Source organism: Streptomyces mesophilus, from assembly GCF_011044995.1.
Taxonomy (GTDB): Bacteria; Actinomycetota; Actinomycetes; order Streptomycetales; family Streptomycetaceae; genus Streptomyces; species Streptomyces mesophilus.
This window is the reverse complement of record NZ_JAAKZW010000005.1, coordinates 33169-52187: the sequence shown is the minus strand read 5'-3', so window position 1 is coordinate 52187 and position 19019 is coordinate 33169. Positions and strand designations below refer to the sequence as shown.

Sequence of the window (19019 nt, the reverse complement as noted above, 5' to 3'; positions counted from 1 at the left end):
CGGAGACCTGCCGTGCTGATCCCCCTGGTTCTGACCGCCGCGCTCGCGGGCACGGTCGCCTGCACCCCCACCCCCTCTGCTTCCGTGACCGTGTCGCCCACCACCGCGCGCCCCGGGGAAACGGTGATCATCACCCTGACCGGATGCTCCGATCCGTCCATGGGCGGTCGAGCGGAAGGACAGCTCGTCGGCGACGGCACCACTGCGCACACGCCCATCGAGCCCGTGGACCTCGCCCCTGCGAAGCCGGGCGGCCACACCCTGACCGGCACCACGGTCATCACCCCGGGCACCGGCCACACCATCTACGCCGTCTGCGCCGGCGATCCGGGCAACGTCACCGAGGTCGACCTGCACGGGCAGAGCGCCGGCGTCCCGCACGCTGACGCGACTCGGCAGACCGAGCGTTCACGGCCGACGTCGCCCAGGTGATGACATCGAGGCCGGCCGCACGTTGATCGGGTCGACAATTCTGGTTCTGCGAACGGTAGTCGGGGAACGGTAGTCGGGCTCAGGCCAATAATCCCGGTGCCGTGGACGGTCGTCCGGGATGCTGGTCGCCATGGATGAGGTCAAGGTCGTCGTCGCGCATTCCGAGCGCGCGACCCTGCGGGTCGGCGACGTATTCCTGAAGGTGGACGCCGATCAGGCGCGTAGGGACGTCGAGGTCGAAGCGCTGGCCCTGGCACCGGTCCCGACCCCCGAAGTCCTGTGGCACAAGCCGCCGGTGCTCGCGATCGCGGCGCTCCCCGGAGCAGCGCTCGCCCGCCTCGGCGAGCCGTCGGCCTCATCGCCCGCGGCGTGGGCCGCTGCGGGCGCGGCCCTCCGGGCCCTGCACGACGGGCCGTTGCCCCGATGGACAGGCCGGGCCGGCCGAGGCGTCGACGAGTGGAGAGCGGCGCTGGCGGACGAATGCGCATGGCTCGTCACGAACGACGTCCTGCCCGCCGACCTGGTCACCCGCAACCTTCAGGTCGCCGAAGCCGCACTTCGCCCATGGACCCCGGCGTTCACCCACGGCGACCTGCAGGTCGCCCATGTGTTCGTCGACCGCGACGAGATCACCGGCATCATCGACTGGTCCGAGGCCGGCCAGGGTGACGCCCTGTACGACCTCGCCACCCTGGCGCTCGGACACGAGGAGCACCTCGGCGACCTGGTCGACGGTTACGGACGGGACGTCGACCTCGACGTGATCCAAGCGTGGTGGTCGCTGCGCAGCCTGCTCGCGATCCGCTGGCTGATCGAGCACGGCTTCGACCCGTTCGCGCCGGGCTGCGAGGTCGACGTGCTGAGAGCGCGCATGTGAGGTTGCCGGGGGAGCGGCTGCGCGCGTGCCACCGCGCCGGCCGCGGACGGCGGCAACGCCTGCCTGTCCGCCGAAGACGGCCTGAGCCAGGTCACCAGCGCGGCGAGGAGTGCGGGGTCCACCGCGGATCGACGAGGCGCATCCCGGCCTCGTCATCGCGGTCGCGCATTCCGGGCATGGCCAGCCAGCGCTCATGCAGTACGGCGAGGGCGTCACGGTCGAGTTCGACGCCGAGGCCCGGGGTGTCGGTGACCTCGATACGGCCCTCGCGGAAGACGTGCGGCACGGTGATGACGTCGTCGGTCTGCCAAGGGCGGTGCGTGTCGCAGGCGTAGTCGAGGTGGGGCACGGTCGCGGCGACCTGGGTCATGGCGGCGAGGCTGATGCCCAGGTGGGTGTTGGAGTGCATGGAGACACCGACGCCGAACGCGGAGCAGATCGCGGCGAGTTCCTTGGTGGCGCGCAGGCCGCCCCAGTAGTGGTGGTCGGAGAGCACGACCTGCACGGCGTCCTTGGTGAAGGCCTCCGGGATCTCGCCGAGCCGCGTGACGCACATGTTCGTGGCGAGCGGCATACCGCTGCCCTCGTGGACCTGCGCCATACCGGGCGTCGAGGTGGTGGGGTCCTCCAAGTACTCCAGTACGCCGGTGAGTTCGGCGGCGACCTTCAGGCTGGTGCCGACGCTCCAGCCGCCGTTGGGGTCGAGCCGCAGCGGACTGTCGGGGAACGCCTCGGCCAGGGCGCGGATCGCGGCGGCCTCCTCGTCGGGCGGGAACACACCGCCCTTGAGTTTGAACGACGTGAACCCGTGGTCGCGGTGGAAGCGCCGCGCCTGCTCGACGATGCCGGCCGGGTCGAGCGCGGCGCCCCAGTCGTCGCGCGGAGCGTCGTCCTGCGGGTGCTCGGCCCAGCGGTAGAAGAGGTAGCCGCTGTACTCCACGCTGTCGCGCACCTTGCCGCCGAGCAGCGCATGTACGGGCAGTTCGGTCGCCTTGCCGAGGGCGTCGAGCATGGCCACCTCGAAGGCCGAGATCACGCTGAGCCGCAGCTTGCCGGCGTTCGGCGTGCCGCGGAATCCTGCCGTGTCGGTGGGCGAGCTGAGCGCGCCCGCGTCGACGTCCGCGACGCAGGCGGCTATCGCGGGCAGCAGGTTGGTCTCGCTGGTACGGCGTCCCACCAGGGCCGGGGCGAGCTGCCGGGCGATCTCCAGATAGGTGGTGTCGCCCAGCGTCTCGCCGACGCCGACGATTCCGCCCTCGGTCTCCACCTCGACGATGAGGCGGGGGACGTAGGGCTGGTGCACGCCCTGCACGTTGAGCAGAGGCGGATCGGCGATCAGGATCGGCGTCAGACGGACGTCGGCGATCGTCGTATCGGCTGTCGTATCGGCTGCGGAGGTGCGGTGCCCGGTCATGCGGTCGCCTTTCGATGCGTACGGGATGATCCAGCGGTGTCTGTGCGGGCTGTCGTGGGCCCGGGGCCCCGCGATCACCGGGAGGCGGCCACGACGTCGGCGTAACGGAGAGGCATTCGCCGGTGCCGCACGAGTAGCGGACCGTGTTCGGCGCGGCCAACTGGAGGTCATGATGCGCTCGGAGGGCCTCCAGGTCCGAAGCGCCTTGCTCGTCGAAGGCGGTCAGCGGGAACGAGAGCACGCCGTGCCGGCTGCCGTCGATGAGGCGGACGGCCACGGGCGGTTGGTGCTCTGCGAAGACATGATGTTTTTCTATGTGAACAACGTTCGTGTATGAGGACCAACCGTAGGGAGAGAGTCAGCGAATCGTCAATGGGTGGCAGCCGGCACCGTCAGGCAGCGGGCGCGGGTGAGGGAGTCGCCGCTGTCCACGCGGATGACCTGGGCGTTGTGTCGTTGCCCGAGTTCGGTGATTGCCTCGGCGAGATCGACGCGTTCGCTCCCTGTGACCAGCTCCGGCACGGTGGAGTTGGCGGGGTGAGGCGGGATGGACGGCGACCTTGCCGCGGTAGCGGCCACGAAGACGTGGGTACGGGGAAGGGGCGTGCTCGCGAACGGGACGTCGACCGCCGCCCAGTACCCGCGCCAGTGCGATTACGGGCTGCTCTTCGCGGCCTCCTCCACCGCCCCAACTGCCTTGGTGAGGCTGCTCCCTGCATGCCGCCAAGTCCAGGCCCGCTGCTCGCGCGAGTAGCCGCGCGGAACCGTCTCGACCAGCATGATCAGATACAGGTAGCAGCGGTACAGATTCAGGCGCAGCCGTACGGAGTCGGTGAACTCCGCCTGCCCGCCGGCCTGTGCGTAGCCGGTCAGGAAATCCGTGTCCCGCTCGATGTCGTCGAACAGGGAGAGCGAGACGAACTCGGCGACCGGGTCGCCCCAGAACATGCGCTCCCCGTCGATGACTCCACTGATGGTGCGCGCACCCGGCTCGCCGTCGATCAGCAGATTTCCCTGCCAGAGGTCGAAGTGCACGAGCGCGGGCCGGGTGACCTCGTCCAGGACGCCGGCCGCCGACGCGAACACCTTGCGCAGGTCCGCCACGGGCCTCGGGAGCTGCGCGTCATAGCGCTGGGCGTCGTCCAGGACCGCCCGCGTCATGTCGGTGAAGGCTTCGCGCCAGGTCGCCGCAGCAGGTCCGAACGGTAGGGCCGGGTAACCGAACGCGTCCCCGGTCGTGGCATGCAGCCGGGCGACGATGCCGCCCAACTCCCCGCGCAACCGGGTCCTTTCGGAAGGCTCCAGCTGCGCGTCGACCTGGTGCCAAGGGCTGCCGGGGCACTCCGTCATGACGAGGCAGGGCACCATCGGCGGGTCACCGTCGAGCGCCGCGTGCACCAACCGTGGCACCGGGACCTGGGGTGTGCCGGCCGCGGCCCGGTAGTAGACGCTCTCGGCTCGCAGCAGGTCGTGCTCGTACGCGAGCGCGGACGCACCGTCGCCGGACGGCGGACACTTCACGATCCAGCGTCGCCCGTCCCGCAGAACCACCCGCAACAGTGCGTTGTACGTGCCACCCGTCAGGGGTGTGCACTCCACGACGTCGTCCACGGTGACCGAGACGGCGGCGAGAGCGTCGGCTACGGGGAGGTCCAGGGACTGGTGCACAGGTCAATCTTGGCATCACGGCAGCCGTCCGACCCGGCCGCCCGGAAAGTCCGGAACAGTGCGCTCCAATTGTGGCGAGAAGGGGACCATTGTGGCCGACCGGTGTCACGATGGACCAGTGGCCGGCCAAGTACGTCGGCTGCACGCCGCAGGCGTACATGCCGCAACTCCCCTTCAGGGCAGGCGCCATGTGGCAAGCGACTGGCTGCCAGCTCAGTCGGTGGAGCTGGAAGTGGTCGCCCCTTGGCGGGAGTTGAGAGCGACCCGAAGCGGGCCCTTGCGTGCCGTCCGGTGCGATCAGGGGCTCGTCTTCGCAGAGGTATGGTGCGACGCGACTGACCAGCGTCGGAGCCCTCGCGCCGGCCCGCCACTGCGGCGACGTCACCCACACGAGTGGTGAAGGTCTTGTGTGCGCTCGTGGTGGCACCGTATTTTCCGCGCGTGACAGAAACGGAACCCGGTACGGGCCCAGAGGCCACGATCCTGGTGGTTGATGACCATGAGCCGAACCGGTTTGCCGTCGGCAGTGTGCTGCGCCGGGCCGGCTACGGAGTGGTGGAGGCGGCTTCGGGCCCCGAGGCGTTGAGGGTCTTACACCGATCCGATCCGGTGCCGGAGATGGCGATCATCGACGTACGGCTGCCCGAGGTGAGCGGCTTCGAACTGGCCCGGCAGATGGCCGCCGACCCCAAACTGCCCCGTATCCCGGTCGTGCATGTCTCGGCGGAAGCCAACGACACACGCGACCGCGTCCAAGGCCTTGAAGCGGGAGGCAGCGCCTATCTCGCCTCCCCGGTCGCACCGGAGGAGCTGCTGGCCACGGTCTCCATGGTGCTGCTCGCGGCGCGTGAGGCGAAAGCCGCGCGGGATGAACGCCGGTTCGCCTTCGAACTGCAGCACGCGTTCCTGCCCCCGCCGCGGAAGCTGGCCGCCTTGGAGGGCGTCGACCTCGCCGTCGGCTATGTGCCGGCGATGGACCGCTCGGAGTTGGGCGGGGACTTCTACGCGGCCTTCACCGTCGAGCGCGGGGTACTGCTGGCCGTGGGCGACGTGGCCGGGCACTCCCTGGCCGCGGCCACGGTCATGGTGGAACTGCGTCACGTCCTGCGCGGCTACGCCCTCGAAGGCCACGAGCCGCACCACATCCTCCAGTTGATGGACCGCCTTCTCGCGCACTTCCACCCCGAGATCACCGCGACCATGTGCCTGGTCATCCTCGATCCGCTCACCGGCGCCATGGACATCGCCAACGCCGGTCACCTCCCGCCCCTCGTCGTCTCGCCCGACGGACAAGCGGAATATCTGCCCGTCCAAGGACCGCTGTTGGGCTTGAATCTGGACCACAAACCCGCCAGCCTGGCCCGCCTCGAGCCCGGACAGGTGCTCCTGATGGTCACCGACGGCCTCATCGAGCGGCCCCGCGTCGACCTCGCCGACTCCCTGGAAGACCTGCGCGAGCGCGCCACCCACACCGCCTGCACCCCGGACACCTTGCGCGACGCCCTGCTGCAGCACTACAGCAGGGACACCGACGACGACATCGCCTTGCTCGCCGTACGTCGGCGTCCCCCCGAATCCCCCTGAACTCCCGGCCCGGCGCCGGTCAGTCCAGCAGATGCCCCACCATGTCCGCGAACTCGGCAGGCGTGGCAAGCGGGATGCCGAGCTCCTCCGCCTTGGTCCGCTTGGAGCCCGCGCCCTCGCCGGCCACCACCAGCGTGGTGCGCTTGGAGACGCTGGAGGAGGACTTGCCGCCGGCGCGCTCCACGAGCTCGTTCATCTGGTTGCGGCTGAGGGATTCCAGCGCGCCGGTCATCGCTCCGGTGACGACGACGGTCATGCCGTCCAGAGGGCCGGCTTCGGATGCGGCGGCTGCGTCGGGCGGTGTCGCGCCGGGCTCGGTCATGTTCACCCCGGCGTTCACCAGCTTGTCGATCACCGGGGCGAGTTCCGTGAGCTCGGCGACGATCACCGGTGACTTCTCCGGACCGATGCCCTCGACGCCCTGGATCGCCTCTTCGTCGGCGCCGCGGATCGCGTCCATCGTGGCGAAGTGCCGGGCGATACGCCGGGACATGGACCGGCCGGTGCCGCGCACCCCGAGCGCGCACAGGACGCGCGACAACGGCTGCGCCTTGGCCCGCTCGATCGCCGCGAGGAGGTTGTCGGTGCTGGTCTGGCCCATCCGGTCGAGCCCGAGCAGCTGGTCGCGGTTGAGCGTGAACAGGTCCGCGAGATCGGCGACGAGCTCCGCGTCGACGAGCTGCACGATGCGCGAGGCGCCCAGGCCCTCGATGTCGAACTGGTCGCGCCCGGCCGCGTAACTCAGTGAGGCGACCAGATGACAGTTGCGGCCGCGTTCGCAGCGCCAGCGCTGCTCGCTGGTGTCGATGCCCGAACCGCACTGCGGGCACACCTCGGGGAACTCGATGGGCCGCTCCTCACCGGTCCGCAGATGGGCGACCGGGGCCTCGATGCGCGGGATGATGTCGCCCGCCTTGTAGACCATGACCTGGTCGCCGATGCGCAGATCGCGGCGGGTGATGTCGGCCGGGTTGTGCAACGTGGCGTATGTGACGGTGGAGCCGTCGATCTCGACCGGTTCGAGCTCGGCGCGGGGCGCGATGACGCCGGTGCGCCCCACGTTCCACTCGACGCCGACGAGCCGGGTGATCTTCTCGACGGCCGGCAGCTTGTAGGCGATCGCCCAGCGTGGCGCACGCGTACCGAATCCCGCGTCCTGCTGGTCGGCCGCGAGGTCGGCCTTGATGACGATGCCGTCGATGCCGAAGGGCAGCTCGGCACGGAGAGCACCGATCTCCTCGACACGCTGCTGCACCTGCTCGACCGTGGAGACCGCGCGGCCCGGCACCTCGGTGTCGTCGGCCGTGTGCACACCGAGGGCGGAGACACGGGCCATGAGCTCGCTGTGGGGGAGCGTACGGAGCTCCTCGGCAAGCGCCTCGTCCGTGTCCGGCGTGGGAATCGCGCCATAGCCGAAGAACAGCATGCGGACCTTGTACGGGCGGTCCTTGGCGCGCAGGCTGCCTGCCGAAGCGCTGCGGGCGTTGGCGAAGGGCTCGCCGCCATGCGCGGTGCGCACCTCGTTGGCCTCTTCGAACTGGGCGGTCGTCATGAGGACTTCGCCGCGCAGCTCCATCGTGTACGGCTGCGTGAGCTGCGCCGGCAGGCCCTCGATGCTGTCGATGCCGTGCGAGACGTCCTCGCCCGCGGTGCCGTCGCCACGGGTGATCAGGCGGGTCAGCCGGCCGTCGGCATAGCGCGCGGCGATCGCGAGCCCGTCGAGCTTGGGTTCCACGCTCCACTGCTCGACAGGGCGCCCGATGCGGCGCTCCAGGGATGCGGCCCAGCCGCTGAGCTGCTCGGCCGAGAAGACGTTGTCGAGCGACAGCATCGGCACCGTGTGCGGCACATCCCCGAGCGCGGCGCCGCCCGCGACCTTTCCGGTCGGTGAGCCGGGGAGCACCTCGTCCGGATGCTCCTTCTCGTACGCCTCGATGCCCCGGACCAGGCGGTCGTAGTTGTCGTCGTCCAGGGCGCTGTCGCCGCCCGCGTAGTACGCGGCGGCGGCCTTCGTCGCGGTCTCGACCGCTTCGGCGTAGGCGGCGGCGTCAACGAGTACGGCAGAAGTCGTCGTCATGGTCCCTATCTTCGCGCCCACCACTGACAATCCGGAGCCGTGAATTCCGGTCCGCGCCATCGGTTCCGGGTCTTCCGCCTCGAAAATGAGGGACTTTCGGCTTGTGCGGTAGGTGAGGAAGGTCCCGGTATGGGGCCTTGCGGCTGCGGAACGACTCTCCCGGCGTAGGAATCGGGTCGCGAGTGAGGAGAGGGCATGGGGAGAGCCACCCGTCGGATCGATCAGAGGCAGCTGAGCCGCCGGTGCACGGCGCCGGCCGCGGGGAGGTGTGAGGCAGTTGGTCCCGCCGTTGTCGTCAGTTGAGGCGTCCGCACCGACAGAGAAGGGAAGGAGGAACAAGGCGATGAGCGGTGGGCTGCTCGACCTGCACCGAACCGTCGAACCGGCCCCGGCAGCGCGTGCGGTAGGTATCGGGCTGCCGCCGGGGATCGACCGGGCCGACCAGGTCGCGCCGAGGGACGCGCGGGAACTGACGAAGCTGTTCTTCGAGCAGCTGAATCAGCTCGAGGCCGGCTCGCCCGAGCATCTGTACACGCGCAACACCTTGATCGAGATGAACATCTCCCTGGTGCACTACGTCGCGGGCCGTTACCGCAACCACGGCAACGGGCAGCTCGAGGACATCGTCCAGGTCGGGACCGTGGCCTTGATCAAGGCCATCGACCGGTTCGATGTGCACCGGGGTGTCGAGTTCATCTCGTTCGCCGTCCCGTGGATCCTCGGCGAGATCAAACGCTACTTCCGCGACACCAGCTGGGCCGTGCACGTACCGCGCAGGCTCCAGGAACTCCGTATCGACCTGACGAAGTCCCGGGAGCGCATGGCGGCCGAACTCGGCCGCGACCCCACGGTCAGGGAACTCGCCGAGGACCTGGGCGTCTCGGAAGAAGACGCGGTGGAAGGCATCGTGGCCGCCAACGGTTACGTGGCCGAATCCCTCGACACCCCGGAGGACGCCGGCGACGGCGGCAGAGAGGCCGGCCGTCCCCTCGCCGACATCATCGGCGCGTCGGACCCGTCCTTCGAAACCTTCGAACACCTCCACGCCCTGGCTCCTCTCCTCGCCGAACTCGACGACCGCGAACGCCGCATCATCGAGATGCGCTTCGGCCAGGAGATGACCCAGTCCGAGATCGGCGCGGCCCTGGGTATCTCCCAGATGCATGTGTCCCGGCTCATCTCGAAGACCCTGGCGCGCCTGCGCCGCGGTTTGTTCGTCGAGGAGTGAAGGGACGGCCGAGGGGAGTCGCGCGGGCCGGAAGTCCTCGGCCGCGGGACTTTGGTCCTGGTGAGGGCGCTCCTCTCGGGGTACGGAAGCTTGGCTCGGCCGGGGAGGCCGACGGACCGGCGAGGGAGGGAGTCCATTCCATGCGGACGATCAGGCGCGTGAGGCGTCTGTTGTACGTGGCGGTGTGCCTGCCGGGAGGACAGCGGCAGTGTCCTTCGGACGGGGCACCGGGGCGCGGTGACCGCGGCGGTGGACACCACCGCGGTCACCGCGCCCGCTCTCGGGCTTGCCTCAGCAGTCCGGTACGCCGGGCAGCTTGGCGTCCGGATGGTCGATGTAGATGTTGGAGACGAAGCCGCCCTGGTCCCGCAGCTTGCTCCACCAGTTGTTGCTGTAGCCCTCGGCGTTGACGGTGTCGCCCTGCTTCTGGCACTCGACGTACACGGCCGTCGGGCCGCCGAGCCGGGTGACGAGCGGCGAGCTGAGATAGGCGTCCGCGCGCACGGCGACGTCCGAGCCCCAGGTGCGGAAGTTGCTGCTGCCACCGCCGCAGTTGTCACTGGTCAGGTAGTACTGGTGGTACGAACCGGGATACGCCAGCGGAGATCCGTTGATCCGGATGTCCTGGCCGACTCCGTTGAGCAGCTGCTCGTAATGGATGTGCGCACCCGAGGAGTTGCCGGTGGAGCCGGTGATGCCGATCTCCTGGCCCTGGGCCACCCCGGCGCCGTTCGCGACGGAGAACGAAGCGAGGTGGAAGTAGTACGTCTTCCAGCCCGAGCCGTGATCGATGACGATGTAGTTCCCGGCGCCGCCCGCCTGGTAGTAGCGGTAGGCGGTGCCGGCCGCCGAGGCGAGTGTCGGGGTGCCCGCCGTCGAGCCGCCGTCCGAGCGTATGAAGTCCAACGCCCGGCGCACTTCGGCGCTGTGATGGCTGTACGTCCACTGCTGGCCGCACGGATAGGGAGCCTTGAAGTTGGGCGCGGCCGCGGCACCGGACTCGCCGGCCTGGGCCGGTGTGGTCAGGCCGAGCAGCGCGAGCAGCAGGGCGGCGAGCACGAGCAGCCGCTGTCTGGGGGACATGGGGGTCTCCTCGAAGTGGTCCGGGGGATGGGGGAGTTCAGCACTCGGGCACGCCGGGCAGCCAGGCCTCGGCGACGTCGATGAAGATGTTGGAGACATAGCCGTCGTAGTCCGGCAGGTAGGACCAGGCGTCGTTGGTGTGGCCTTCGTACGTCACGCTCCCGCCGCGCTCCTGGCAGCCGACGCGCACCTGGGTCGGTCCGGGCAGCCGGGCGACGACGGCGGACGAGGTGGTCGACGCCTGGCGTACGGCGACGTCGGTGCCCCAGGTCGGGAAGGTCGAGCCGGTCTGGTCGCCGGTCCACAGGAAGGTCACGTCGACCCAGCCGTTGTCGTTCAGGCCCACGTTGTAGAAGGTGCCGTCGGCCAGGTCGATGCCGGCCGGGTTGGCGACGCGGCGGCCGAACTCATCGAGCCCGCCGTTGTAGCCGCTCTGGTAGGCGGCCTGGGCTTCGGGGGTGCCCTGCGGCAGATCACGCCACATCTCCCGTTCGCCGGACGGGTTCCAGTAGTCGTCCTTGGTGTTCCAGGGGCCGACATCCCAGACGGGTGCGGTCTCGCAGCGGGCGGGGCCGCAGACCTGGACCGAGTAGTCCCACGTGCCCCTGGGCGACAGGCCGCGGCGCGAGGGCAGTGCCACGAAATGGTCGTTGGGCTGGATCACATGGCCGTTGGCCGTGGTGCCGCCGACCAGTCCCTCCCGGGTGGCGAACAGGCGGTACTTCACCGGGGAGGCCGCGGTGCCCCGGCTCCGCTCGGGTGCTGTGTCGGCGGTCAACTGGACTTTGCGTACGGCCGTTTCGGCGCCGCGCAGCGTCAGCCGGACCTGCACGGTGTCGACCGCGTACGGGAGCCGGACCGCGCTGCCGCCGGCGGGTGCGGTGTGCCATTCACTCCAGCCGCGTCCGGCGGACCGGCCGCGTATGTCGAGGGCGACCTCGGCGCCGCGCGGCACTTCGGCATCGAGCCGGGCGCGGACACGGTCCACACTGCGGTCCAGGCGCTTCTCGGCCAGGACCAGGCTGCCCTGGGCGGCCGCGCGCGTACGTACGGACGCCGGACCCGACGGACGGTCCGCGACTCTCAACTGCCCTGATCCGTACCGTACATCGACATCATCCGTGTCGATCACGGACAGGTCGGGGCTCCAGGTGATCGGCGCCTGGCCGCGTGGGGGCTCGGCCGCACCCGCCGGCCAGGCCTGCCCCGACAGGGCGGCCAGGGCGGCGAGCACGCCGAGCAGACGTATCGGGCGACGGCGGGTGTGGCGGACGGCGATGTGGGGTCGCATCCGGGTTCCTTCCCTTGATCGTGCACGTGATCCAGGAGGTGAACGCGCGGCGCGCGAAGGGGCGTACGGGGCGCCGCGGGCACCGCAGCGTAGGGCCACCGGATGCCGTTGCACCGCGAGGGTTTCCCGGCACAGTCGAAAACTCCAGGTGCCCCTGGGTACAAGAGCCGCACGGGGCCTTGCGGGAAGGGCGTTCGGCCCCGCTAATGACCGGTGTGGCAGGAACGCTGCGCATCCACTTCAGCGACAGGGACTTCCTTCATGTGCAGTTCGCGAAGTCACCCGACCCGATCTGGGAGGCGATCCTCGCCCTCCATGTGCTGACCTCGCCGGAGCCCCGCGTCCCTGTGCGGCTGCGGCCTTGGCGCCGGCGCGCCCGGCACCGGACCGGTACCGACCTGCGCCGCACCTGCCGACTGCTCGCCGACCTGGCGCCACCCGACGCCCCGTACTGGCCGGACTTCCTCACGCCCGTCGAGTCCGAGGACGGACTCGCGGCCGGCCTCGACGCCCTGCGCGCCACCTCGGCGGCGCGCCTCGCGGGTGAGCTGCGGGTGGCCGCCCATCACCGGAACCTGCCCGCCTGGACCCGGCGCCTGGCCGCGGGCGACCGGGGTCTGCTCGGTCAAGTGGCCGACGCCGTACGGGACTTCCACACCCGTCTGATCATCCCCGACTGGAGCGACGTGCACAGCGCCGTCGCCGCCGAGCGCGCCCTGCGCCTCGACGCCCTCGACGGCGGCCTGGGGGCGCTGCTCGCCTCGCTGCCCGCCTTCACCTGGCGGGACCCGGTCCTCAGCGCGCCCTACCCGCACGACCACGTCCTGCGCCTGCGGGGACGCGGACTGCGCCTCATCCCCTCGTACTTCTGCCACACCACTCCGGTCGCGATCGTCGACCCGCGACTGCCGCCGGTGGTGGTCTATCCGCTTCCGCACCGCGAGAGCGCGCCGCCGCCGGCGCCGCACCTCGCCCCGCTCCTGGGCGCGAACCGGGCCCGCGTCCTGACCGCCTTGGAGAACACCACGACCACCGGCGCCCTCGCCGCCCGCCTCTCGATGCCCGACTCCTCGGTGAGCGGCCACCTGAAGATCCTCAGAGAGGCGGGCCTCGTCGAGAGCTCCCGCTCCGGACAGCAGGTCCACCACCGCCTTACAGGGCGGGGGCGGGCGCTGCTCGGGGCGTGAAGTGTCAGTGGATGGTGGTGTGCGGGGCGAGCTGTGTGGACCAGTCGCTTCGGGCCGTGCCGAGCGCGAACTCCGCCAGACGCAGGTGCTGGATGTCGGTGGTGCCTGCCGGTGCGTAGATGTGGTGGGCGTCGCGGAGGTAGCGCTCGATCGGCCGGTCCGTGAACAGCCCCGCGGCGGCATGGATCTCCATGGCGTTGCGCGCCGTGTCCAGCGCGGATTCCACGTTCACCACCTTCGCGTTCATCAACTCGGCGTCACACGGCTGCCCTTGGTCGAGCAGGTGGGCGGCGTGGTAGGCGGCGAGGCGTGCGGTCATCAGGCGGGACTGCATCTGCCCGAGCTTGATCTTGACGTTCGCCAGGTGGTGGAGCGGCTTGCCGAAACGTTCCCGCTCGGCGGCGAACCGGCTGGTCTCCTCGACGAGTGCCTGATGGATCCCCAGGGATACGGCCGTCAGATTCGCCCGCCCGTACAGGACGCTGGAGGAGTAGGCGACGGCGAGCCCGTCGCCCTCCGCGCCGAGCCGGTTCCCGGCGGGGATACGGCAGTGGTCGAAGACGAGTTCGCCGAAGCTGAACCCGTGCAGTCCCAGGGTGGGTTGTTCGGCGACGGCGGTGCAGCCGGGCCGGTCGGCCTCGACCAGGAACGCGGTGAGTCCACCGGAGCCGGGTCCCGTGCGGGCGACGACGCCATGCAGGTCGCCGACATGGCTGTTGCCGACGAACACCTTGCGGCCGGTGAGCACATAGCTGTCGCCGTCGCGTACGGCACTGGCGGCCATACCGAGGACGTGCCCACCGGATTCGGGTTCGGTCACCGCGATCGTCGGCAGGCACCCACCCGCGGCGATGGCGGGCAGCCACGTCGTCTTCTGCGCCTCGTTGCCGAAGTGCAGGATCTTCGCGACCCCGAGCTGGGAGGCCTGCGCCATCGCGCCCATCGCGCCACTGACCCGCGACAGCTCCTCGATGATGATCGTCTTGGCGAGGTGTCCGGCACCCATCCCGCCGTACGAGGCCGGGATGGTCGCGCCGATCCAGCCTTGGCGCGCGATCCGGCGGGACAGCTCGTGCTGGACGGTACGTGCGCTCTCCATCTCCGCGATCCGCGGCCGTATCTCTTCTTCGGCGAAACCGCGCACGTCCTCGCGTAACTGTTCGTGGCGGGTGCTGGTGAAGTAGCCGCGGACGGCCGGGCGCAGGCGGGTCTGGGCATGCGTCGTGGGCAACGGAACTCCCGTATGAGCGGGGGGACTTGAAGGGCGTGCCGCAGTCATGGTGGGCCCGTGTTCGTACATCTGCAAGTACGCCTGCAAGAACGCCTGCACGTACATCTGCAAGTACATACACAAGTGAGACGCAGGCACCCGCCGGGGGAGCGTGCGCGGAAGGTGGCGAGCGGTGAGGGGTGGCGGCTTCGCTCACGGGCGGCACAGGTGGGTCACCAGTCGTGCAGGGAACCGCCGAGTTTCAGCCGGTTCAGCCGGTTCAGCCGGTTCAGCGGGAGAAACGCGGGTGTGTACGGATGGGCGGCGGCGGCCTCGTCGTCGCACCCGACGCCCAGGCCAGGGCCGTCACCGCCGAAATCCCTTGACGTGCACCGTACTTGCGCACGCCTGCCGGCCGGGCGAGCTCTCGGATCCGTACCCTGGTCCTCGCCGCGTGCGCGCGGCCCGGGCGCTGCGGTGCAGGCCAGGCGTCCTGTGGCACAGGCGTTCGCCTAAGCTGACGGTCCTGGACAGCGACGACGAGCGACGACAGACGGAAGCGAGGGCGGGCCACCGTGGGGGAGATCCTGCTCACTGCCGCAGGTCTGTACGTCCTCGTACTGTTCCGCGCCGGCGGGACCTTCGCCGTGGGCCGCCTTGCCGGAGCGGGAGCCCGGCGCGGCCGCTTCGCCGAGCGGCTGGCCTCGGCCCGGTTCCAGCGCGCCGAACGGGCGATCCAGCGGTGGGGCGCACCGGTGGTCGCCGTCTCGTTTTTGACCATCGGCTTCCAGACCGCCGCCAACTTCCTCGCCGGCACCATGCGGATGCCGCTCCGGCACTACCTCCCCGCCCTCTTCCTCGGCGGAGCCGCCTGGGCGCTGCTCTACGCGAGCGCCGGCATCGGCGCCCTCAAACTCCTCGGCAAGATCTTCACCGAACACACGGCCCTGGGCGTGGCCACGGTGCTCGCGCTCCTGCTCGGCGTGCTCGGCGTCCTGACGTACCGCAGGAGAGCCGCGGCGTCCACGGAGGGCGCTGCCTCCACGGAGTCCTGACGCCGACCTCCCCGGCCGGGATCCCGCAGCGAAGGCGATCGGTTCCTCGCTCCTGCAAGCTGTGGGTGTGCGCGCCTTCTGAAAGGGACCCCCTGACATGCCGCAGCCCCACAAGCAAGAACTGATCGTCGTCTCCGGCGCTGCCACAGGTATCGGGGCCGCGACAGCGCTCGAGCTGGCCTCGATGGGATATCACGTGCTCGCAGGCGTGCGTACCGACCGTGAGGCCGAGGCCATCCGGGCCGCGGGCGTCGAACCGGTCACCTTGGACATCACCGTCCCCGACCACATCGACGCCCTCGCGGAGCGCATCGCCCACGACCCCGAGCGGCGCGCGCTGCGCGCCCTGATCAACAACGCCGGAATCGAGATCAACGCTCCCGTCGAGGTACTGCCACTCGAGCTCTGGCGCGAACAGTTCGAAGTCAATCTGTTCGGGCATATCGCCGTCATCCAACAACTCCTGCCGTTCCTGCGGCAGAGCCGCGGCAGGATCGTCAACATCAGCTCAGTGGGCGGAGTCGCCGCACTCCCGATCTTCGGCGCGTACGCGGGAACAAAATTCGCGCTCGAAGCCGCGAGCGACTCCCTGCGGCGAGAGGTCACGGCACAGGGCGTCCAGGTGGTGGTGGTTCAACCAGGTGGCGTCAAGACCGAGATGGCCGCCCGAAGCGGAGACATCTCGCTCGAACTCGCCGGCAAAATGAGCACCGAGCACCAGCGCCTTTACGGCGATCTCGTCGCATCGACCGTCGCCTCGAACACCGCTTTCCTCAAGCGCGCCCTGCCCGCGGCGAAGGCCGGGGCGAAAATCGCCCACGTGGCCACGACGGCCCGGCCACGCACGCGATACACCCTCGGCATGGACGCCGCCTTCACCATCCCTCTGGCCCGCTTCCTTCCCGGGCGCCTGATGGACAGAGTGCTCGCGATGAGTCACCGGTCCCAACGGAACCGTTCCGCTCACTGACCCGCCGCCGGATGCCGTGCCCGCTCTGGCCGAGGTCACCGACTCTCATGCTGTGGTGCGCAGGGTGCGCATGCGGCCGTACGCGTACACGCAGCCCGCGAGCGCGAGGTCGGACAGGAGCATGAAGCCGATGGAGTACGAGTCCTTGACGCTGTAGATGGCGCCCATCAGCAGCGGCGGCACGAAGCCGCCCAGGCCGCCCATCGCGCCGACGATGCCGGTCACGCTCCCCACCTGGGGCTGTGGGGTGACCTGCGCGACCAGGGCGAAGACGCTGCCGCCCGCCGCGCCAAGGCCCGCGGCCATGGCAAGCAGCGCGATGGTGGCCAGCGGCGCCAGCGGCGGGTCGAAGGCCTGCACCACGGCGAACAGGGCGACGACGGCCAAGGCGACCGCGGTGACCACGGCCGGATGGAAGCGGTCCGAAAGGCGCCCGCCGATCGGCCGGAAAATGACCGTGACCAGGGCGAACCCGGCGGCTTTGGTGCCGGCGTCGGTGGGGGAGAGGTCGTACCAGGTCTTGAGATAGGTCGGCAGGTAGACGCCGAACGCCACGACGCCGCCGAAGCCGATGGCGTACAGCGCCGACAGCTCCCAGGTGACCCGCAGCCTGCCCGCCTGCTGCAGCCGGGAAGCCAGCGAGGAGGTGGGGACCTGGCGGTCGGGGTGGTCACTGATGAACAGCACCCCCAGCACCGCGAATACGGCCAGGCCGAGGGCGACGACCAGGAAGGGCAGGTTCTCGCCGTGGGCGGCGATACGGGGTGTGAAGTACCCCGAGAGCGCCACGCCCCCGGTGCCCATGCCGAACACGCCGAGGGCGAAGCCTCTGCGTCCGGGCGGGAACCAGGAGCTGACCAGGGGGACACCGATCGCGAACGTCGTACCCCCGAGTCCAAGCAGCAGAGCGACGACGAGCAGCAGGCCGTAGCTGTCCTTGACGGGGATCAGCAGCAGCACGGGAACGATGGTGAGGGCGGACACCAGCGGAAACATCAGCCTGGCGCCGTACCGGTCGGTCAGCGCACCCGCCGGGATCCGCCCCACGGAACCCACGAGCACGGGAATCGCCACGAGCAGCGACTGCTGGAAGGAACTCAGGTTCAGACGGTCCCGGTAGCCCGACGCCAGCGGAGCGATCAGATCCCAGGCCCAGAACGTGAGAGTGAACCCCACCGTCGCCATGATCAGGTTCCGGTACGCGGCGGCGGCGGAGGTGCGCTGATCTGTTTCCACGCCCCCAGTCAAGGCACCCCTTGGTCCGCGAGCGCGTTGAACTGCGCCGTCCGGATCAGGAACCGGCACGCGGGCGGCTCACCCGTTTGCGCGCGAGCGCCCGGCCAGGTGTGCGCCGACCGCGCAGGATGTGGCCATGGCCGACGCGCCGCGGCCCGCGCAGGGCGCCGACGACGGGGGACTTCCCCCGGCCGAGGTCCGCCGCGGGCGCCCCGGCCGCCCCCGGCGCGCCGCCCCACGGCACGCGTCCGCCCCCGTCGCCCGGCACCGGCTGCGCAAGCTGCGCACCCTGCTGCCCGGCAGTCCCGACCTGCCCGAGCCGAGCGAGCCCCCGCCACCGCCCCAGGAGTTGATCGCCTTCCTGCGGGTCGTCGGAGCGACCCTGGTCCGGGCGGGCGAGTCCGTCGACGCCGTCCAGGAGACCATCAACCGGCTGGGCGCCCGCTACGGCTTCGACACCGTGCACACCTTCGTGGTGCCGACCGGGGTGTTCGTACGCGCCGGAAAGGCCCCGGACGCGGTCATCGACTTCGCCCCCGTCCAGGGCCCTGATCTGCGCCTCGACCAGATCGACCAGCTCTACCGCTTCATCGACGAGGTCTACGCCCACCCCGTGGCCCCCGAGGCCGGCACCGGGCGCCTCGCGGAGATCGAGGCGATGCGGCCGCGCTTCGGGTTCTGGACGCGAGTCCTGGGCTATGTCGTCATGACCATGGGGCTCGGCCTGCTGACCCTGCCCAACTCCATGGCACTCGCCGGGTACGCCGTGCTCGGCCTCGGAGTCGGCATGCTGCGCGAATACGCGGATCGGGCCGGCCGGCTGGTGAACCTGGCGCTACCGGTGCTCGCCGCGCTGCTCGTCACCGCCGTCGCGTACCGCTACAGCGGACCGTTGCTCGGCGAGGACCCGACCAAGTTGCTCATCCCGCCCCTTGTGGCGTTCCTGCCGGGCACCGCGCTGACCATGGGCACCATCGAACTGGCCACCGGTTCCATCGTGTCCGGCGCCAGCCGCCTCGTGTACGGCCTCAACGTCCTGATCCTGCTCGCCTTCGGCATCGCCGTCGGCTCCCAGCTGGTCACCGAGCACCCGCTGGCCAAGGACACCTCGGTGGACGCCCTCGGAGCCTGGGCGGCGTGGGCGGGTGTCGGTCTGCTCGGTCTCGGCTTCGTCCTCAGCTTCTCGGCCTCGCTGCGTACGCTGCCGTGGCTGCTGCTCGTCCTGTGTGTGGCCAAGGTCGGCCAGGACGTGGGCACCACGGTGGCGGGGCCGCTGTTCGGCGCGTTCGCGGGCGGGGTGACGCTGCCGCTGCTGACGCGTCTGATCGAGCGCAATCCGCACGCCCCGCCGGCCCAGGTGGTCTTTCTGCCCGCCTTCTGGATGCTGGTGCCCGGGCGCCTCGGTCTCACCGGAGTCGGGCAGCTCCTTGTGGACCACGAGAACAGCGGCCTCGACACGACCGTCGAAGCCCTGCTCACCGTGGTGGCCGTGGCCCTCGGCGTCCTGGTGGGTGCCAACGCGCTGAACCGGCGCGTGGTCCCGGTCCCCGCCGAGCCTGGCCTGGCCCGCTCACCCGCCTCGTCCGCGGCCGACCCGTCCGACCCGCCCACCCCGCCCGGCGCGGAAGGTTCCGACGGGACGCCGGCTGCGCCGCCGGAGCCGGATCCGTCCGAGTTGCCGCCCGAGTCCGCGCCGCGAGGCTAGAA

General features: G+C 70.4%; 16 protein-coding genes. 8 read left to right on the top strand and 8 right to left on the bottom strand.

All coding sequences use genetic code 11. The annotated features are described in order from the left end of the window. Nucleotides 1–12 precede the first annotated feature (12 nt). Together G6045_RS03215 and G6045_RS03210 are read left to right on the top strand one after the other, a co-directional pair. Nucleotides 13–432, top strand: a complete 420-nt coding sequence (locus tag G6045_RS03215) for a hypothetical protein (RefSeq protein ID WP_165330220.1) — start codon at nucleotides 13–15, stop codon at nucleotides 430–432. A 130-nt stretch (nucleotides 433–562) separates the two neighbouring features. After that, a complete protein-coding gene (locus G6045_RS03210) occupies nucleotides 563–1309 on the top strand; it encodes a phosphotransferase family protein (RefSeq protein ID WP_165330219.1) in 747 nt (248 codons plus the stop codon). A gap of 91 nt (nucleotides 1310–1400) precedes the next feature. On the opposite strand, the gene G6045_RS03205 is transcribed toward G6045_RS03210, so the two are convergent. The 3 genes from G6045_RS03205 to G6045_RS03195 all read right to left on the bottom strand — a co-directional run bounded on the left by G6045_RS03205 (nucleotide 1401) and on the right by G6045_RS03195 (nucleotide 4391). Further along, entirely contained in the window at nucleotides 1401–2723 is a 1323-nt protein-coding gene (locus tag G6045_RS03205; protein WP_165330218.1) for an enolase C-terminal domain-like protein, read from the bottom strand. A 369-nt stretch (nucleotides 2724–3092) separates the two neighbouring features. Further along, nucleotides 3093–3302 (bottom strand): hypothetical protein, encoded by a 210-nt coding sequence (locus tag G6045_RS03200; RefSeq protein WP_165330217.1) that lies wholly within the window; start codon nucleotides 3300–3302, stop codon nucleotides 3093–3095. Between the two features lie 75 nt (nucleotides 3303–3377). Then, nucleotides 3378–4391, bottom strand: a complete 1014-nt coding sequence (locus tag G6045_RS03195; RefSeq protein ID WP_165330216.1) for a phosphotransferase family protein — start codon at nucleotides 4389–4391, stop codon at nucleotides 3378–3380. A 441-nt stretch (nucleotides 4392–4832) separates the two neighbouring features. On the opposite strand from G6045_RS03195, the gene G6045_RS03190 reads away from it, so the two are divergent. Then, nucleotides 4833–5975 (top strand): PP2C family protein-serine/threonine phosphatase, encoded by a 1143-nt coding sequence (locus tag G6045_RS03190; protein ID WP_165330215.1) that lies wholly within the window; start codon nucleotides 4833–4835, stop codon nucleotides 5973–5975. Nucleotides 5976–5994: 19 nt separating this feature from the next. On the opposite strand, the gene ligA is transcribed toward G6045_RS03190, so the two are convergent. Continuing rightward, nucleotides 5995–8052, bottom strand: coding sequence for an NAD-dependent DNA ligase LigA (ligA, locus tag G6045_RS03185; RefSeq protein ID WP_206343207.1), 2058 nt, complete (start codon nucleotides 8050–8052; stop codon nucleotides 5995–5997). A gap of 343 nt (nucleotides 8053–8395) precedes the next feature. On the opposite strand from ligA, the gene G6045_RS03180 reads away from it, so the two are divergent. Then, entirely contained in the window at nucleotides 8396–9280 is an 885-nt protein-coding gene (locus G6045_RS03180) for a SigB/SigF/SigG family RNA polymerase sigma factor (RefSeq protein WP_165330214.1), read from the top strand. Nucleotides 9281–9571: 291 nt separating this feature from the next. On the opposite strand, the gene G6045_RS03175 is transcribed toward G6045_RS03180, so the two are convergent. Together G6045_RS03175 and G6045_RS03170 are read right to left on the bottom strand one after the other, a co-directional pair. Next, nucleotides 9572–10363, bottom strand: a complete 792-nt coding sequence (locus tag G6045_RS03175; RefSeq protein ID WP_165330213.1) for a M23 family metallopeptidase — start codon at nucleotides 10361–10363, stop codon at nucleotides 9572–9574. Nucleotides 10364–10400: 37 nt separating this feature from the next. Further along, nucleotides 10401–11654, bottom strand: a complete 1254-nt coding sequence (locus G6045_RS03170; RefSeq protein WP_165330212.1) for a hypothetical protein — start codon at nucleotides 11652–11654, stop codon at nucleotides 10401–10403. 215 nt (nucleotides 11655–11869) lie between these two features. Between G6045_RS03170 and G6045_RS03165 the strand changes: the two genes are divergently transcribed. Continuing rightward, nucleotides 11870–12841 carry an ArsR/SmtB family transcription factor gene (locus tag G6045_RS03165; RefSeq protein ID WP_165330211.1) on the top strand — a complete coding sequence of 324 codons (972 nt, stop codon included), beginning with the start codon at nucleotides 11870–11872 and terminating at the stop codon, nucleotides 12839–12841. A gap of 4 nt (nucleotides 12842–12845) precedes the next feature. Here G6045_RS03165 and G6045_RS03160 read toward each other — a convergent pair whose 3' ends face one another. Beyond that, complete coding sequence (locus G6045_RS03160; RefSeq protein ID WP_235967506.1) at nucleotides 12846–14072, bottom strand: acyl-CoA dehydrogenase family protein; 1227 nt, start codon at nucleotides 14070–14072, stop codon at nucleotides 12846–12848. A gap of 554 nt (nucleotides 14073–14626) precedes the next feature. Here G6045_RS03160 and G6045_RS03155 point away from each other — a divergent pair. Then, nucleotides 14627–15106 (top strand): DedA family protein, encoded by a 480-nt coding sequence (locus G6045_RS03155; protein ID WP_165330209.1) that lies wholly within the window; start codon nucleotides 14627–14629, stop codon nucleotides 15104–15106. Nucleotides 15107–15203: 97 nt separating this feature from the next. Then, nucleotides 15204–16076, top strand: a complete 873-nt coding sequence (locus G6045_RS03150; protein ID WP_165330208.1) for an SDR family NAD(P)-dependent oxidoreductase — start codon at nucleotides 15204–15206, stop codon at nucleotides 16074–16076. Between the two features lie 45 nt (nucleotides 16077–16121). Here the strand turns inward: G6045_RS03150 and G6045_RS03145 are convergent, their stop codons facing one another. Then, entirely contained in the window at nucleotides 16122–17261 is a 1140-nt protein-coding gene (locus G6045_RS03145; RefSeq protein WP_165330307.1) for an MFS transporter, read from the bottom strand. 187 nt (nucleotides 17262–17448) lie between these two features. Between G6045_RS03145 and G6045_RS03140 the strand changes: the two genes are divergently transcribed. Then, complete coding sequence (locus tag G6045_RS03140; RefSeq protein WP_165330207.1) at nucleotides 17449–19017, top strand: threonine/serine exporter family protein; 1569 nt, start codon at nucleotides 17449–17451, stop codon at nucleotides 19015–19017. Nucleotides 19018–19019: the final 2 nt, after the last annotated feature.